At 59.8% G+C, this 12,652-nt stretch carries 16 protein-coding genes, 1 tRNA gene and 1 pseudogene; 6 read left to right on the top strand and 12 right to left on the bottom strand.

The window, feature by feature from the left end; genetic code table 11:
- Positions 1 to 3: 3 nt before the first annotated feature.
- The 7 genes and pseudogenes from SC318_RS04215 to SC318_RS04245 all read right to left on the bottom strand — a co-directional run bounded on the left by SC318_RS04215 (position 4) and on the right by SC318_RS04245 (position 3,992).
- Positions 4 to 303: an integrating conjugative element protein gene (locus tag SC318_RS04215; RefSeq protein WP_413817601.1), complete on the bottom strand. Its 300-nt coding sequence runs from the start codon at positions 301 to 303 to the stop codon at positions 4 to 6.
- Positions 221 to 448 (bottom strand): DUF2786 domain-containing protein, encoded by a 228-nt coding sequence (locus SC318_RS04220; protein ID WP_413817602.1) that lies wholly within the window; start codon positions 446 to 448, stop codon positions 221 to 223. Before SC318_RS04220 ends, SC318_RS04215 begins: the two co-directional genes overlap by 83 nt.
- Entirely contained in the window at positions 445 to 1,203 is a 759-nt protein-coding gene (locus SC318_RS04225; RefSeq protein WP_320429772.1) for a hypothetical protein, read from the bottom strand. The genes SC318_RS04220 and SC318_RS04225 overlap by 4 nt, the downstream gene beginning before the upstream one ends.
- A gap of 1 nt (position 1,204) precedes the next feature.
- Positions 1,205 to 1,552 (bottom strand): annotated as a pseudogene (locus SC318_RS04230) (ParA family protein); the annotation flags it as partial.
- A 224-nt stretch (positions 1,553 to 1,776) separates the two neighbouring features.
- Positions 1,777 to 3,075 carry an NAD(P)/FAD-dependent oxidoreductase gene (locus SC318_RS04235; RefSeq protein ID WP_320429773.1) on the bottom strand — a complete coding sequence of 433 codons (1,299 nt, stop codon included), beginning with the start codon at positions 3,073 to 3,075 and terminating at the stop codon, positions 1,777 to 1,779.
- A 60-nt stretch (positions 3,076 to 3,135) separates the two neighbouring features.
- Positions 3,136 to 3,309: a DUF3094 family protein gene (locus tag SC318_RS04240; protein WP_044286631.1), complete on the bottom strand. Its 174-nt coding sequence runs from the start codon at positions 3,307 to 3,309 to the stop codon at positions 3,136 to 3,138.
- Positions 3,310 to 3,362: 53 nt separating this feature from the next.
- Complete coding sequence (locus tag SC318_RS04245) at positions 3,363 to 3,992, bottom strand: DUF1780 domain-containing protein (protein WP_016971624.1); 630 nt, start codon at positions 3,990 to 3,992, stop codon at positions 3,363 to 3,365.
- A gap of 216 nt (positions 3,993 to 4,208) precedes the next feature.
- Between SC318_RS04245 and SC318_RS04250 the strand changes: the two genes are divergently transcribed.
- Positions 4,209 to 4,880, top strand: coding sequence for an energy-coupling factor ABC transporter permease (locus SC318_RS04250; protein WP_413817604.1), 672 nt, complete (start codon positions 4,209 to 4,211; stop codon positions 4,878 to 4,880).
- A 63-nt stretch (positions 4,881 to 4,943) separates the two neighbouring features.
- Entirely contained in the window at positions 4,944 to 5,159 is a 216-nt protein-coding gene (locus tag SC318_RS04255; RefSeq protein ID WP_003171680.1) for a hypothetical protein, read from the top strand.
- Here SC318_RS04255 and yacG read toward each other — a convergent pair.
- From yacG to SC318_RS04275, 4 genes are read right to left on the bottom strand one after another with little or no spacing between them, the layout of a single operon-like run.
- A complete protein-coding gene (gene yacG, locus SC318_RS04260) occupies positions 5,156 to 5,356 on the bottom strand; it encodes a DNA gyrase inhibitor YacG (protein WP_065887991.1) in 201 nt (66 codons plus the stop codon). The two genes, SC318_RS04255 and yacG, sit on opposite strands and share 4 nt — an antisense overlap.
- Positions 5,353 to 5,976 (bottom strand): dephospho-CoA kinase, encoded by a 624-nt coding sequence (gene coaE / locus SC318_RS04265; RefSeq protein WP_320429779.1) that lies wholly within the window; start codon positions 5,974 to 5,976, stop codon positions 5,353 to 5,355. Before coaE ends, yacG begins: the two co-directional genes overlap by 4 nt.
- A complete protein-coding gene (locus tag SC318_RS04270) occupies positions 5,976 to 6,839 on the bottom strand; it encodes a prepilin peptidase (protein ID WP_320429780.1) in 864 nt (287 codons plus the stop codon). Before SC318_RS04270 ends, coaE begins: the two co-directional genes overlap by 1 nt.
- Positions 6,836 to 8,044 (bottom strand): type II secretion system F family protein, encoded by a 1,209-nt coding sequence (locus SC318_RS04275; protein ID WP_320429781.1) that lies wholly within the window; start codon positions 8,042 to 8,044, stop codon positions 6,836 to 6,838. Before SC318_RS04275 ends, SC318_RS04270 begins: the two co-directional genes overlap by 4 nt.
- A 198-nt stretch (positions 8,045 to 8,242) precedes the next feature.
- Here SC318_RS04275 and SC318_RS04280 point away from each other — a divergent pair, with 198 nt between their 5' ends.
- The 3 genes from SC318_RS04280 to SC318_RS04290 all read left to right on the top strand — a co-directional run bounded on the left by SC318_RS04280 (position 8,243) and on the right by SC318_RS04290 (position 9,274).
- The gene (locus tag SC318_RS04280) at positions 8,243 to 8,656 is read left to right on the top strand and encodes a pilin (RefSeq protein ID WP_320431189.1); all 414 of its coding nucleotides are present in this window, start codon (positions 8,243 to 8,245) and stop codon (positions 8,654 to 8,656) included.
- 63 nt (positions 8,657 to 8,719) lie between these two features.
- Positions 8,720 to 8,795, top strand: a tRNA-Thr gene (locus SC318_RS04285).
- A gap of 173 nt (positions 8,796 to 8,968) precedes the next feature.
- Entirely contained in the window at positions 8,969 to 9,274 is a 306-nt protein-coding gene (locus SC318_RS04290; RefSeq protein ID WP_320429783.1) for a DUF6388 family protein, read from the top strand.
- Positions 9,275 to 9,354: 80 nt separating this feature from the next.
- On the opposite strand, the gene nadC is transcribed toward SC318_RS04290, so the two are convergent.
- Complete coding sequence (nadC, locus tag SC318_RS04295; RefSeq protein WP_320429785.1) at positions 9,355 to 10,203, bottom strand: carboxylating nicotinate-nucleotide diphosphorylase; 849 nt, start codon at positions 10,201 to 10,203, stop codon at positions 9,355 to 9,357.
- Between the two features lie 246 nt (positions 10,204 to 10,449).
- On the opposite strand from nadC, the gene SC318_RS04300 reads away from it, so the two are divergent.
- On the top strand, positions 10,450 to 12,606 hold the full coding sequence (locus tag SC318_RS04300) for a DUF1631 domain-containing protein (RefSeq protein ID WP_320429786.1): 2,157 nt from the start codon (positions 10,450 to 10,452) through the stop codon (positions 12,604 to 12,606).
- Positions 12,607 to 12,652: the final 46 nt, after the last annotated feature.

A 12,652-nucleotide genomic window follows, 5' to 3' on the forward strand; every position in this document is an offset into this window, starting at 1 on the left:
TGGTTACTGCTGGATCGTTGTGGCAGTGATCAACAGGGGGTAATGCTGGACTCCCAGGCGCTGTGCCAGATCATTTGATGGTGCCGGGACCAACTGTAGATTTCCTGCCCATCGTTGGATTTCGGCAAACCGCTCGGCGCTTGCCACGTTAACCACAAGGCCAACTGCCTGCAGTTGCTGTAACTGATCGCGGCGCTGTGATAACCACTTTCTGGATTTTTCATCGTCGCCTACAAGAAACAATGGTTGCAGGCCAGGTGCATCGATTACCCACAATGGATTCTTCGATTGTATGGGCAGCAACTTCGGTGTGTTCCAAGTTGTACTGCTTCATCAAATGGCGAGCTTGACGAAGTGCAATTTCCACTTCGTTTGGGGCAGCGCCTTGTGACTTGGCCAGCGCCATGAGTTTGGCGACCTTGCTGAGGACTTTTTGCTTGTCCATCATTCACCCCCTTCCTGTTGAAGACGGGGGGAGAGCGCCTCAGACCACAGGCGAAGTGTTTCTTCCTCATCAGCAGATAGGTGAGTCCGGGCAAGACAGTCCGCAACCTTCTGTTTCAAGGCATCAAGACGGTCTTGAACACTTGAGCCATCGTCGTAAGCAATCTCTTGCTCAACAGTTTGCACAACGTCATTACGCAGAGAGAGAACCGTGCTTATCCAAAAGGCACTTGGGCTGGTCCAGCCAATAAGCTTTCGAGTTCTGGCAGGCGACAGGTAATCACGGAGCCTGAGATTGAACTCCCTAGGTGAATAACCATTCCTGAAAACGTCTGCGCGATTGAGCGTCAGCGCTGTTTTAAGAATATCTAGGAGAGGGTCCAAAGCCGTTGACTCAGGAACAAAAGGTTCTAGATATGTTTCAGCTACCAGGCGTTTGGCTTCGGCATATCGACTTTGCTGACGGCGTTTGGCTTGGCTTTCGTCGCGGCCGCGCTTTTCCTTCGCGTGCTTTATGTTCGAGTTCACTGACTCGATTAGCTTCGCGGCGTCTTGCAAAAGCTGAATCTGTTCAACGCTCAACTGGGCGCCAATCCGACCGGGTAGATGGCAACCGCTTGTCAGGGCTCTGATTTCTCGTGCGGTTCCACTGAGCTTGGCTTGCAAGCTGCGCAATTGCTGAGCGCTGTAGTACTTGCCAACCTCTAGGATGAGATCTGCAGTAATACTGCGGGCGTCGGTAATGGAGGGCTTCGCCATTTCAACGACCCTCCCTCACCAAGTTGGCTACCTTTTCCTCGGTCATGGCCTCGAAGCGGTCACGCCATTCTGGGAAAAGCTCAATGGCCAAACGGCGGATGACGACTAGGGCTGCCGGGGATATTCGGTTTGAAGGCTGTCGGTATTCCAGGCGGTGTACTGGGACGCCCAGGGAAGAACCGCTACGAAACACCACTGCGCTGGGGACGACGCTATCCAGAACGTTGATTTCGTCATTGTCCTGGAAAATTTCCCGTACCGACTGCTCGATCATTTGCGCGTCGGTGGTTTGGTCGAGATTGTTGACGACGATCCGCACGGGAGGGATTTTCATGCCTAGGCGCCCATAGCGCGCCTGCTTTGGGAGCAGGATGTCGGGAGTTCGAATCCCCCTACCCCGACCATATTAAAAATCCTCGTATCGAAAGATACGGGGATTTTTTTTGCCTGCAGAAATTCCCAAAGCACCACCAAACAAATGTAGGAGGGGGCTTGCCCCCGATAGCAATGTGTCAGCCACTCATCACCTGGCTGACCCACCGTCATCGGGAGCAAGCCCCCTCCCACCATTTTTTAGTGCAGTTTCAGGCGCGGCTCGGTACCACGTCCGATCTTGCTGCCCAGCATCAGCATCGCCGTGCGGAAAACGCCATACAGCGCCATCTGGTGCATACGGTACAGCGATACGTAGAACATCCGCGCCAACCAGCCTTCCAGCATCACACTGCCGGTCAGGTTGCCCATCAAGTTACCCACAGCCGAAAAACGCGACAGCGAGATCAGCGAGCCGTAGTCGGTGTACTTGTAGGCCGGCAGCTCCTTGCCTTCGATCCGCAGCTTCAGCGATTTGGCGAGCAATGAGGCCTGCTGGTGAGCGGCTTGCGCACGTGGTGGCACATTACGGTCAGTGCCCGGTTGCGGGCAGGCGGCGCAGTCGCCAAAGGCAAAGATGTTTTCGTCGCGGGTGGTCTGCAGCGTCGGCAGCACCTGCAGCTGGTTGATGCGGTTGGTTTCCAGGCCGTCGATGTCCTTGAGAAAGCCCGGTGCGCGAATCCCGGCGGCCCACACTTTGAGGCTGGCCGGGATCACTTGGCCGCTGCTGGTGATCAGCGCATCGGCGGTCACTTCGCTGACGGCCGAGTTGGTCAGCACGGTCACGCCGAGCTTCTCCAGGGTTTTATGCACAGGCCCGCCGATCCGCTCCGGCAGCGCGGGCAATACCCGTGGGCCGGCTTCGATCAGGGTGATGTGCATGTTTTCCGGCTTGATACGGTCCAGGCCGTATGCGGCCAACTCATGGGCGGCGTTATGCAGTTCAGCGGCCAGTTCCACGCCGGTAGCGCCAGCGCCGACGATGGCGACGCTGATCTGCTCAATCGTGTCGGTTTGCCCGGCGTGAGCGCGCAGGTAATGGTTGAGCAACTGCTGATGGAAGCGCTCGGCTTGTTTGCGGGTGTCGAGGAACAGGCAATGCTGCGCCGCGCCCTCGGTGCCGAAATCGTTCGTGGTGCTGCCCACTGCAATTACCAGGCTGTCATAGCCCAGTACGCGCGCAGGCACCAGTTCGCGGCCTTCTTCATCGAGGGTGGCGGCCAGTTGGATTTTTTTCTGCTCGCGGTCGAGCCCGCTCATACGCCCCAGTTGGAACTCGAAGTGGTTCCATTTCGCCTGGGCGACGTAGTTGAGTTCGTCTTCCGAAGAGTTCAGCGAACCGGCTGCTACTTCGTGCAGCAGCGGTTTCCAGATATGCGTCAGGTTGGCGTCCACCAGCGTGATGCTGGCTTTGCCGCGTTTGCCCAGGGTCTTACCCAGGCGGGTCGCTAGCTCCAGACCGCCGGCACCGCCGCCGACGACAATAATACGATGGGTCATGGGAGTATCTCGCAAGGCTAAAAGAAATCGGAGCAGTTACCCCCGCGAGCGCCAGGCAGCTCATAGCGTCAGGTAACTCAAAAGGCGGCTCAGCAGACCAAGCCCGATCACCACCACCAGCACCACACCCAGGAGCAGCCAGGGCCTGAAAGGCTTGCGCTCGACTCTGTGTTGGGAGAGTTGCAGATACTCTTCGACATGCTGTTGGTCATCGGGGTTCAGGCGGCTGGTCATAAAGGCCTCGTCAGGTAGACGTTGCAAAAGGGCGCCACGTTACAGCGTGGGCATCACAGGCTGATGCCCACGTCGAACACTATGCTGCGGCCCAGGTTGTTGCGCAAGAAATCCGGCGCGTCCGGGTGTGCGAACAGTACCCGCGCAAAAGTCGGCCCCACCAGCGACAGTGAGCGCCAGCCCTGGCGCAGATATTCGGTGGGCGGTGGAAAGTGGCTGTTGAGGTCCAGCACTTCGCGCTTGAGGCTGGTGAAGGCGATGAGGTCCAGCTCACCCAGCTCTATTCCGCGCTCTTTGTAGTTGTGCGCTTTTTTGCGCAGTGTCGGTGCCAGGCGCAACAGGAACTCATGGGCGGGGATGCGCCTTGGCTTGGCTTCGCGTCGCACCAGTTGGCTCAGGGAGAAGGCGCTGCGCCTGCGCAGCAGCTCGTCGCGCCATTCGTCGTTCAGGCGACGGCCTTCGTCCAGAACAAAGAACACTTCAAAGCTGGCGTCGCGAAACAGCACGTCGGGCGGCTCCTGGCCGGCGGCGTGGAACTCTTCGGCGCGATAGGGCACGTTCAAGCCTTGCAACAGGCGCTGGCAGACCCAACGCTCACGCTCCCATTTGCGGGCATTGGACAGGAACGCGTTGGCTTGTTCGGCTGCTACGGTGAGCAGGCGCAAATAATCTGAGTCATCCATAGGCGTAGCTTAGCGTTCAAATGATGACCGCAGGAAGACTTGCTGCGGTTCCAGCCTTGCAACAGGCTACGCTGCAACTTGGACCTTGGCGATGTAGTCTCGAGTATCCACCAGCGACTCCGGGAACGAGGCGTTTATGTACAGAATCAACGCAACCAGCCCCATCACGGGCTGCGAGGCGGCGAGGCAGGTGAAGCGGTGATCGGCGCGCAGGTCATGACATCACCCACCCTGGGCACTGGCTGGCTGTTGTACGTCCCAGTGCTGGTGTGGGCGATCTTGCGCGCGCCTTGGGTCGAGTTGTTTGCCGACCGACGGCGCCAGCATTTGCTGTTCGGTACCGTGTTCGCGCTGTTCATGTTGTGGCTGGTGCGGCGGGATTTCGATACCGGCGTGTCTTACCACTTTGTCGGCATGACCGCCGTAACGCTGCTGCTGGACTGGCCGCTGGCAATCGTCGGAGGGTTTGCCGCGCAGTGGGGGTTGGTTTGGCTGGGGCGCCAGGACCTTGCTGCTGTGGGCGTCAACGGTCTGCTGCTGGTCGTGCTGCCGGTGCTGGTAACCGAGACCTGCGCGGTACTGGTAGAACGGGCGCAGCCGCGCAACCCCTTCGTGTACATCTTCTGCTCCGGTTTTTTTGCTGCCGCTTTGTCGGCGTTACTGTGCCTGCTCGCCGGCCTGGGGCTGCTGTGGTTCGATGGGCGATTCGCAATGCCGGAATGGCTTGAGGACTTCGTAGGTTACCTATGGCTGATCATCTTTCCCGAAGCCTTTATCAACGGCATGGTGATCAGTGCCCTGGTGGTGTTCTGCCCGGAATGGCTGGAGACGTTCAACCGCACCCGCTACCTTTCGGCACCGTGGAAGGACGACGATTCGCAGCGTTGATCCAGGTCAAAAAGCGGATGACCCCACAGGCCCATGCTCTGCGAAATTTCAGGAGCGTGAATCATGAGTGTGTACGAATGGGCACGGCAGGAACTGCGCAGAAGCCAGGATGCAGCACAGGAAATCGGTTTTGATCCGGGCCTGACCCTGCGCGCCATGCTCAGCGCGGTGGTGCAGCAGAGCAAGGGTGTGCGCAGCTTTGAAGACCTGGCCGACGAGTTGCAATACCTTGCTGAAAACCTCGACGACCAGCAGGAGTACGCCTTTATGCGGCCTTAGTGGCGCGGCGGCAGGTCTTCGGAAAACAACTCGTCTTCGGCATCCGGCGCTACTGGAATTTTGTGTTCTTCAGCGGCCCAGGCGCCCAGGTCGATGAGCTTGCAACGGTCCGAGCAGAACGGCCGGTTGAGGTTGTCGGGTTTCCATTCCACGGGTGCACCGCAGGTTGGGCAATCGACGGTCAAGGGTTGGCTCATGTTCGGCCTCCACGCAAAGTAAGGTAAAAGTGGTGCAGTCGCTCGACCTCGCTGTGCAACCAGGCAAGGTCCTGGTCATTGACCAGTACGTCATCGGCATGGTTCAGGCGGTCTTCGCGGCTCGACTGAGCCTTGAGAATGGCCTGTACCTGTTGCTCGCTGATGCCGTCGCGCTGCAGGGTACGCTGAATCTGCAGCGATTGGGGCACGTCGATCACCAGGATGCGCTGGGTCATGCTGTACTGGCCGGACTCGATCAGCAGCGGTGACACCAGAATCGCGTAAGGCGACCGGGCGCGTGCCAGGTGGTCGCGAATCTCTTCGGCGATCAGCGGGTGCAACAAGCCTTCCAGCCAGAGACGTTCCTGAGGGACTTCAAAGATCAGTTTGCGCAACGCGGCGCGGTCCAGCTGGCCGTCCGGCTGCAGCACGCCGCCGCCGAAATGCTCGGCAATGCGCGCCAGCGCCGGTCGACCGGGCTCGACCACCCAGCGGGCGGCATGATCGGCGTCCACCAGGTCGACACCCAGGCGAGTGAAGTGCTCGGCCGCAGCGCTTTTACCGCTGCCGATACCGCCCGTGAGGCCTAGGATCCAGGGTGTTGCAACAGGAGTGGTCATCAGAAACCGACAGACTGCAAATAGAAGTCGGTTATTTGACCACCCCAGAGCAAAGCAATCCAGCCGGCAATTGCCAGGCAAGGCCCGAATGGCATCGGTGTGGACACTCGCGTCTTGCGCCAGCGCATCAGCAGCAACCCGGCGAACACGCCAAGCAGTGACGCCATCAGCAGCGTCAACGGCAGTATCTGCCAGCCACCCCAGGCGCCCAGCAGTGCCAGAAGCTTGAAGTCTCCGTGACCCATGCCGTCCTTGCCAGTGATCAGCTTGAACAGCCAGAACACGCTCCACAGGCTCATGTAGCCAGACACCGCCCCCCATAACGCATCGGGCAATGTCGCCAGCAGGCCCATGCTGTTGACGATAAGCCCCAGCCATAACAGCGGCAGCACGATGACATCCGGCAGCAGCTGGTGGTCCATATCGATCAGGCTCATGCCCAGCAACCCGCAACTGAGCAGCATCACCGCGCCCGCCTGCCAACTGAAACCGAAGTGCCAGGCGACGATGGCGCAGACCAGCGCGCATGCCAGTTCGGTGACCGGGTAACGTGCGTTGATGGTCCCATGGCAGTGGGCGCAACGCCCCTTGAGCATCAGGTAGCTGAGCAGCGGAATGTTTTCCCAGGGGCGAATCCGCTGGTCGCAGCATGGGCATCTGGAGCCGGGACGCATCAGGTTGTACACAGGCCCCGCTGGCTCGGGGGGCAGGTCGAGGATCTCATGGGCCTGGGCGCGCCATTCGCGCTCGAGCATTTTGGGCAGGCGCCACACCAGCACATTCAGAAAGCTGCCAACGATCAGGCCCAGCACCAGCGCCAGGCCAATAAACGCCCAGGGCTGCTCGTCCAATAGCGCGTTCAAAATGCCGAACCTAATTGAAATACCGGCAGGTACATGGCGATCACCAGTGCACCGACGATGCTCCCCAATACGACCATGATCAGCGGCTCCATCAGACTGGTGAGGTTATCGACAAGGGTTTCTACGTCAGCCTCGTAATGGTTCGCGACCTTTTCCAGCATGTGCTCCAGCGTGCCGGACTCTTCGCCGATCGCCGTCATCTGGATCGCCATGCCTGGAAACAGTCCGCTGCTGGCCATGGACTGATTCAACTGCATGCCTGTGGATACATCGTGGCGCATATGTTCGATTGCCTGTCTGAAGGGGCCATTACCGACGGCACCGGCCACTGAGCCCAGTGCCTGTACCAGGGGGACACCTGCTGCAAAGGTGGTTGAAAGCGTGCGGGCGAAGCGGGCGACGGCAGCTTTATTCGACAGTTTGCCTGCCAGGGGAGCTTTCAACAAACCCGCCTCCAGAGCGTGGCGAAAACCCGGCGAAACACGGTAGGCATGACGCAGCCCGCCTAGTCCCGCACCCAGGCTCAGCGCCAGCACCCACCAGGCGCGTTGCAGGAAGTCGGAGAGGGCGATGACCCCCAAGGTAAAGCCGGGCAATTGGCTGCCGACCCCGGCAAACAGGGTCTGGAACTGCGGCACCACCTGCATCAACAACACTGCGCTGACTAGGCTGGCCACCACCAGCACTGCAATAGGGTAAGTCATGGCCTTCTTGATTCTGGTCTTGAGCCGTTGGCTTTTTTCCAGCTGAATGGCCACGCGCTCCAGCAGTGTTTCCAGAGCGCCGGCCTGTTCACCCGCGGCGATCAGGTTGCAGTAAAGGTCATCGAAATAACGGGGGAATTGGCGCAGCGTGCTGGCCAGGCTATTGCCGGCGGCGACCCGTTGTTTCAAACCCTTGATCAGTTCACGCAGTTGCCGGTTTTCGGCACCTTCACCGATGATATCGAAGGCTTGCAACAGCGGGATGCCCGCTTTCAACAGCGTCGCCAACTGGCGGGTGAAAAGGGCGATGTCAGCGTCCAGTATCGGCGGAACCAGGCTTGGCAGGCCTGACGATTTCTTGCGCACCCGCTCGGGGCAGATCCCTTGCTGGCGCAGTTGTGCCTTGACCCGTGCAAGGTCATGCCCCGTGGTTTGTCCGCACACCCTGCGGCCTTTGCGGTTGATGCCTTGCCAAGTATAGATCGTTGAGGTGTCGTTCATATCGCGTTCGCACAGGCCGGTTGGGAATTGATAGCTTAGTCAGGCGGCGGATGCGGGCAGGCGGGTGTTGAGCGATAAAATGTCAGATTGTGCGTCTTGTATGCGATTGGCCGCGCAGGGATGAGTACACTGGCGCCGCTGTACAACACGGGGCGCAGGACGCGCCTTGTCATGGTTCTATTCTGGAGAGTGAAAGTGATGCATCAGAAAGGCTTTACCTTGATCGAATTGTTGATCGTCGTGGCAATCATCGGCATTTTGGCCACGATTGGCCTGCCCATGTACACCAAGCACCAGGCCAAGGCCAAGTTCACCGCGGGGTTGGCTGAAATCAGCGCGTTGAAGGCCGGCTACGAGGACGTCATCAACCAGGGCACCGCGCCCAGGCTCGATCTGATCGGCGGCAACAGCCCCACCGCCAACTGCAAAATCGATGTGACAGGAGACGTCGCCACGGGCAGCGGCTCCATCAGCTGTGAAATCCTCGATGCGCCTGCGCCCGTGCTGGGCAAGACCATCACCTTGACGCGCAGCGCCACCAGCGGCTGGACCTGTGCTACCACGGTCGATGCCCAATACGTCGCCAAAGGTTGTGGCGCCAACGGCGCGTGACGCTATCGGGCGGTGAGCGAGCTGGTTGCCGCATGCCCGATGCGGTGCTAGCTTTAGCCCACCGCCCGTGTAGCTCAGCCGGTAGAGCAGCGCACTCGTAACGCGAAGGTCGCAGGTTCGATTCCTGTCTCGGGCACCAAGGCAACACTGTTTCAAAGGCCTGTTTCAAAGGCCTGTTTCAAAGGCACTGTTTTCAGATGATCCCAGAATGGTTCTGAAGGCCAGACGAGCCGGCATTCGCGCCTGCTCTTTTGTATCTGCGCAACCTTGATGACCCAGATGCATCCCCATTCCTCGATCTAAGAGAACGACATGACCACGACTGAGATGACCCAGGAAGTTCGGCACCAAGCAGCCCTCGACAAATACCTCGAGGCAACGCCGCAGCTTAAAGAAGAGATCAAGGACCTGAGCGCTGACGACCAGCGCGACCAGATTCAGTGGGCATTCGAGGACGAGGCGGAGAGCCAGAATCTCCAGCCTTGGGAACTGACCCTCAAGTACACCTCCACACCGGAAGAATTCGAAACCGCACGCCTGGCCTTGCACAAGGAGGCCGCCGAAGTGCTGGGTGTCGAATGGGAAGAGTACTGCGAGATGAACAATCTTGTAGTCTGAAAGCAGCTGTTAGCTGCAAGTTCCAAGCTGCAAGGGGCGCGCAACCCACTTGCAGCTTGAGGCTCGACGCTTGCAGCTTTTCAAATACTCAACCGCATCGACAAATCCACGGCCTTCACATCCTTGGTCATCGCGCCGATGGAGATGTAGTCCACGCCGGTCTCGGCGATGGGCAGCAGGGTGCTTTCATTGATCCCGCCGCTGGCTTCCAGCTTGGCCTTGCCCGCGTTCAGCCGCACCGCTTCGCGCATGTCTTCCAGGCTCAATTCATCGAGCATGATGATGTCGGCACCCGCCGCCAATGCTTCGCGCAACTCTTGCAGGCTTTCCACTTCGATTTCCACCGGTTTGCCCGGGGCGATCTTGTGGGCGGTGTTGATTGCCTGGGCAATGCCCCCGCATGCGGCGATATGGTTTTCCTTGATCAGGAACGCGTCATACAACCCGATGCGATGGTTGTGGCAACCGCCGCAGGTGACTGCGTATTTCTGTGCCAAGCGCAGGCCCGGCAGTGTCTTGCGGGTGTCCAGCAGCTTGACCTGAGTGCTGTCGACGAAATCCGCCAGGTACTGCGCGCGGGTGGCGACGCCTGACAGCATCTGCAGGAAATTCAGCGCACTGCGTTCACCGGTAAGCAGCGAACGCGCCGGTCCCTCGAGGTGAAACAGCGGCTGGTTGGGACTGACGCGTTCCCCATCGGCCACCTGCCAATGCACGGCGACGCGCGGGTCCAGTTGGCGGAACACCGCATCCACCCAGGCGGTACCGGCGATAACCGCCGTATCGCGGGTAATGATCGTGGCCTTGGCCAGCCGTTCGGCCGGGATCAACTGTGCGGTGATGTCACCGCTACCGATGTCTTCCAACAGGGCGCGGCGCACGTTGGCTTCGATTTCGGCGGTGAGATCGGCAAGACGCAGGTTCGGCATAACAGGCTCCACAGACAAAGTGCCGCGATTATAGGGGCTGTGTGCATCTGAACCCAGACGCCTCGCTCATTTATCGCGCGGGGGCAGAGTTTGCTGGCGCAACCCCCCTCATTTGCCAGATAATCTCGCGCCTTGCAATTGGCGTCATAGCTTTGACGTCCTGATGGTGACCGGGTATTCGCAGCGCCCAGATGGCCTGCTTGCGGTCAATGCCCATCTCAACACCCGCCGTTTCAGGAGGCCAGGATGCACAATGACGGGAAGGTGGTGCCTATCAAGCAGGCACAGGCCACGCCATCGCCGCTCGCACGCCTACCAGTGGTGGTTTTGCAGGTGCGCGACAAAGCGGCGCAGCAGTTGCAACAGGGGTTGCAGGAACTGTTCGATAACGCCGACGACACCCTGTTCGAAATGGCCGACAAGGCCCGTAGCACCGTCGACCAGCATATTTTCTTCGAGGCCATGCGTGACCTGCGCCTCAAGCGCAAGAACTTCGAGCGCGTGTTCATGGAACAACTGTTTGCCGCCTTCGCCAATCTGGGCCTGGCCCATAGCGACGAGTTGCATCCGGTGCCGGTGGTGTCCTATGAGGTGCCTTGCAGTACGCAGGCCGATGAGCGGGAAAAGGCCGTGGCTCTGGAAGCGATGCTCGGTCGGGTGCAGCACCGTGACGGTCTGGCACTTGGGCAATTGAACATGCGGTTGAGCGAAGTGTTGGGCCGGCACATGAACGATCAGCAAAACCCACTGGGCCCCGCGTTGCTTTGCCGGTTTTTTCTGCAGGCGGGCCGCAGCCTGGGGGTGGAGATCCGGGTCAAGCTGATCATGCTCAAGCTGTTTGAAAAGTACGTACTCAGCGATGCCGACCAGCTCTATGGCGAAGCCAATCAACTGCTGATCGCGACCGGGGTGCTGCCTGAACTCAAGAGTGTGCCGTCCCGTCGTGCGGGTGGGCGCGCGGCGCGCGAGCTTGAGCGCCAGGCCCATCCGGCGGCGGCCGAACCGGCGTGCGACGAAAGCGGTCAGCAAGCCTTTGCCGCGTTGCAGGCATTGCTCGTCGCGGTGCGCGGCAGCGTCGCGCCGACCCTTGAAGCCAGCGCCCAACCGCAACCCATCTCTACCCGGGACCTGCTGCGCCTGCTTTCGCATTTGCAGCAATACGTCCCGGAGCCTGAGGCCGAGGACGATTTCGACCTGCGCAACCAACTGGAACAGCTGCTGACCCGGGTCAGCGTCAAGAGCGGCAAGTCGCGGGTGGTGGAGACGGCAGACGAGGACGTGATCAACCTCGTCGCCCTGCTTTTTGAGTTCATCCTCAATGACCGCAGTGTGTCTGACGCCTTCAAAGCCCTGATTGCCCGCTTGCAGATCCCGATATTGAAAGTCGCCGTGCTGGACAAGAGCCTGTTCAGTTGCCCCGGGCATCCGGCTCGACGCCTGCTCAACGAAATCGCCAGCGCCGGCATGGCTTGCAGCCCACAGAGTGACCACCAGCAGGACTGCCTGTACCTGCATATCGAACAGGTTATCCAGCGCCTGTTGAATGAGTTCGGTGAAGATCCGGCCATTTTTTCGCAACTCCTGGCGCAATTCAGCGCATTCATCAACGAAGAGCGCCAGCGCAGTGAGTTGCTCGAACGGCACACCCGTGATGTCGAGGAAGGCCGTCTGCGTACTGATGTGGCCCGCCAGCGTGTGGCCCAGGTGCTCAACCGACGATTGCTGGGCAAAGCCTTGCCGCCGTTCGTGGTGCAATTCGTGCAACACACCTGGAGCCAGGTACTGCTGCTGGCCCATCTCAAGCACGGCGAACAATCGGTGCAATGGCAGACTGGGCTGCGCACCCTGGATGAATTGATCTGGAGCGTCGGCCTGCATGAAGACACCGAGGCGGGCCGGCATTTGCTGGAGCAGTTGCCGGGGCTGCTCAAGGCGTTGCGCGACGGGTTGGCCAGTGCCGCGTTCGATCCTTTCAGCACCCGCGAATTCTTTTTGCGCTTGCAGGCCGTGCATGTCCAGACAAGCGAAGGCGACGGGGGCGATGGGCTGATTGAAGTCCGCGAGCCGTTAGTTCTCAGCGCCAGCTTGTCGGGCGCGCTCGAAGACCTGCCGCAGGATGACCCGGACGTGCGCAAGGTTCATCAGTTGCGGATCGGCGGTTGGGTGGAGTTCCAGCAGGACGAACACACGGCGCTGCGGTGCAAGCTTACGGCGATCATGGCGCCTGCCCATCGCTACATTTTTGTCAGCCGCACGGGGCTCAAGGTTCTGGAGAAAACCGCCGGCCAATTGGCCATGGCGTTCAAGCAGGGCGCCCTGCGCCATGTGGACGAGGGGTTGCTGTTCGACCGTGCGCTGGCTGCTGTGGTGGGCAACCTGCGTCAACTCAATCACGGCAAGTGATCGCAACCGCAGGGCGGAACGCGGCATACTGGTAACACTTCGTCTC

Source organism: Pseudomonas sp. MUP55 (assembly GCF_034043515.1).
GTDB lineage: Bacteria > Pseudomonadota > Gammaproteobacteria > Pseudomonadales > Pseudomonadaceae > Aquipseudomonas.

Bases quoted from the DNA above. Each gene is read 5' to 3' on its own strand.
- SC318_RS04220 (WP_413817602.1), bottom strand. From the start codon at position 448: ATGATGGACAAGCAAAAAGTCCTCAGCAAGGTCGCCAAACTCATGGCG.
- SC318_RS04225 (WP_320429772.1), bottom strand. From the start codon at position 1,203: ATGGCGAAGCCCTCCATTACCGACGCCCGCAGTATTACTGCAGATCTC.
- SC318_RS04235 (WP_320429773.1), bottom strand. From the start codon at position 3,075: ATGACCCATCGTATTATTGTCGTCGGCGGCGGTGCCGGCGGTCTGGAG.
- SC318_RS04240 (WP_044286631.1), bottom strand. From the start codon at position 3,309: ATGACCAGCCGCCTGAACCCCGATGACCAACAGCATGTCGAAGAGTAT.
- SC318_RS04245 (WP_016971624.1), bottom strand. From the start codon at position 3,992: ATGGATGACTCAGATTATTTGCGCCTGCTCACCGTAGCAGCCGAACAA.
- SC318_RS04250 (WP_413817604.1), top strand. From the start codon at position 4,209: ATGACATCACCCACCCTGGGCACTGGCTGGCTGTTGTACGTCCCAGTG.
- SC318_RS04255 (WP_003171680.1), top strand. From the start codon at position 4,944: ATGAGTGTGTACGAATGGGCACGGCAGGAACTGCGCAGAAGCCAGGAT.
- yacG (WP_065887991.1), bottom strand. From the start codon at position 5,356: ATGAGCCAACCCTTGACCGTCGATTGCCCAACCTGCGGTGCACCCGTG.
- coaE (WP_320429779.1), bottom strand. From the start codon at position 5,976: ATGACCACTCCTGTTGCAACACCCTGGATCCTAGGCCTCACGGGCGGT.
- SC318_RS04275 (WP_320429781.1), bottom strand. From the start codon at position 8,044: ATGAACGACACCTCAACGATCTATACTTGGCAAGGCATCAACCGCAAA.
- SC318_RS04280 (WP_320431189.1), top strand. From the start codon at position 8,243: ATGCATCAGAAAGGCTTTACCTTGATCGAATTGTTGATCGTCGTGGCA.
- SC318_RS04290 (WP_320429783.1), top strand. From the start codon at position 8,969: ATGACCACGACTGAGATGACCCAGGAAGTTCGGCACCAAGCAGCCCTC.
- nadC (WP_320429785.1), bottom strand. From the start codon at position 10,203: ATGCCGAACCTGCGTCTTGCCGATCTCACCGCCGAAATCGAAGCCAAC.
- SC318_RS04300 (WP_320429786.1), top strand. From the start codon at position 10,450: ATGCACAATGACGGGAAGGTGGTGCCTATCAAGCAGGCACAGGCCACG.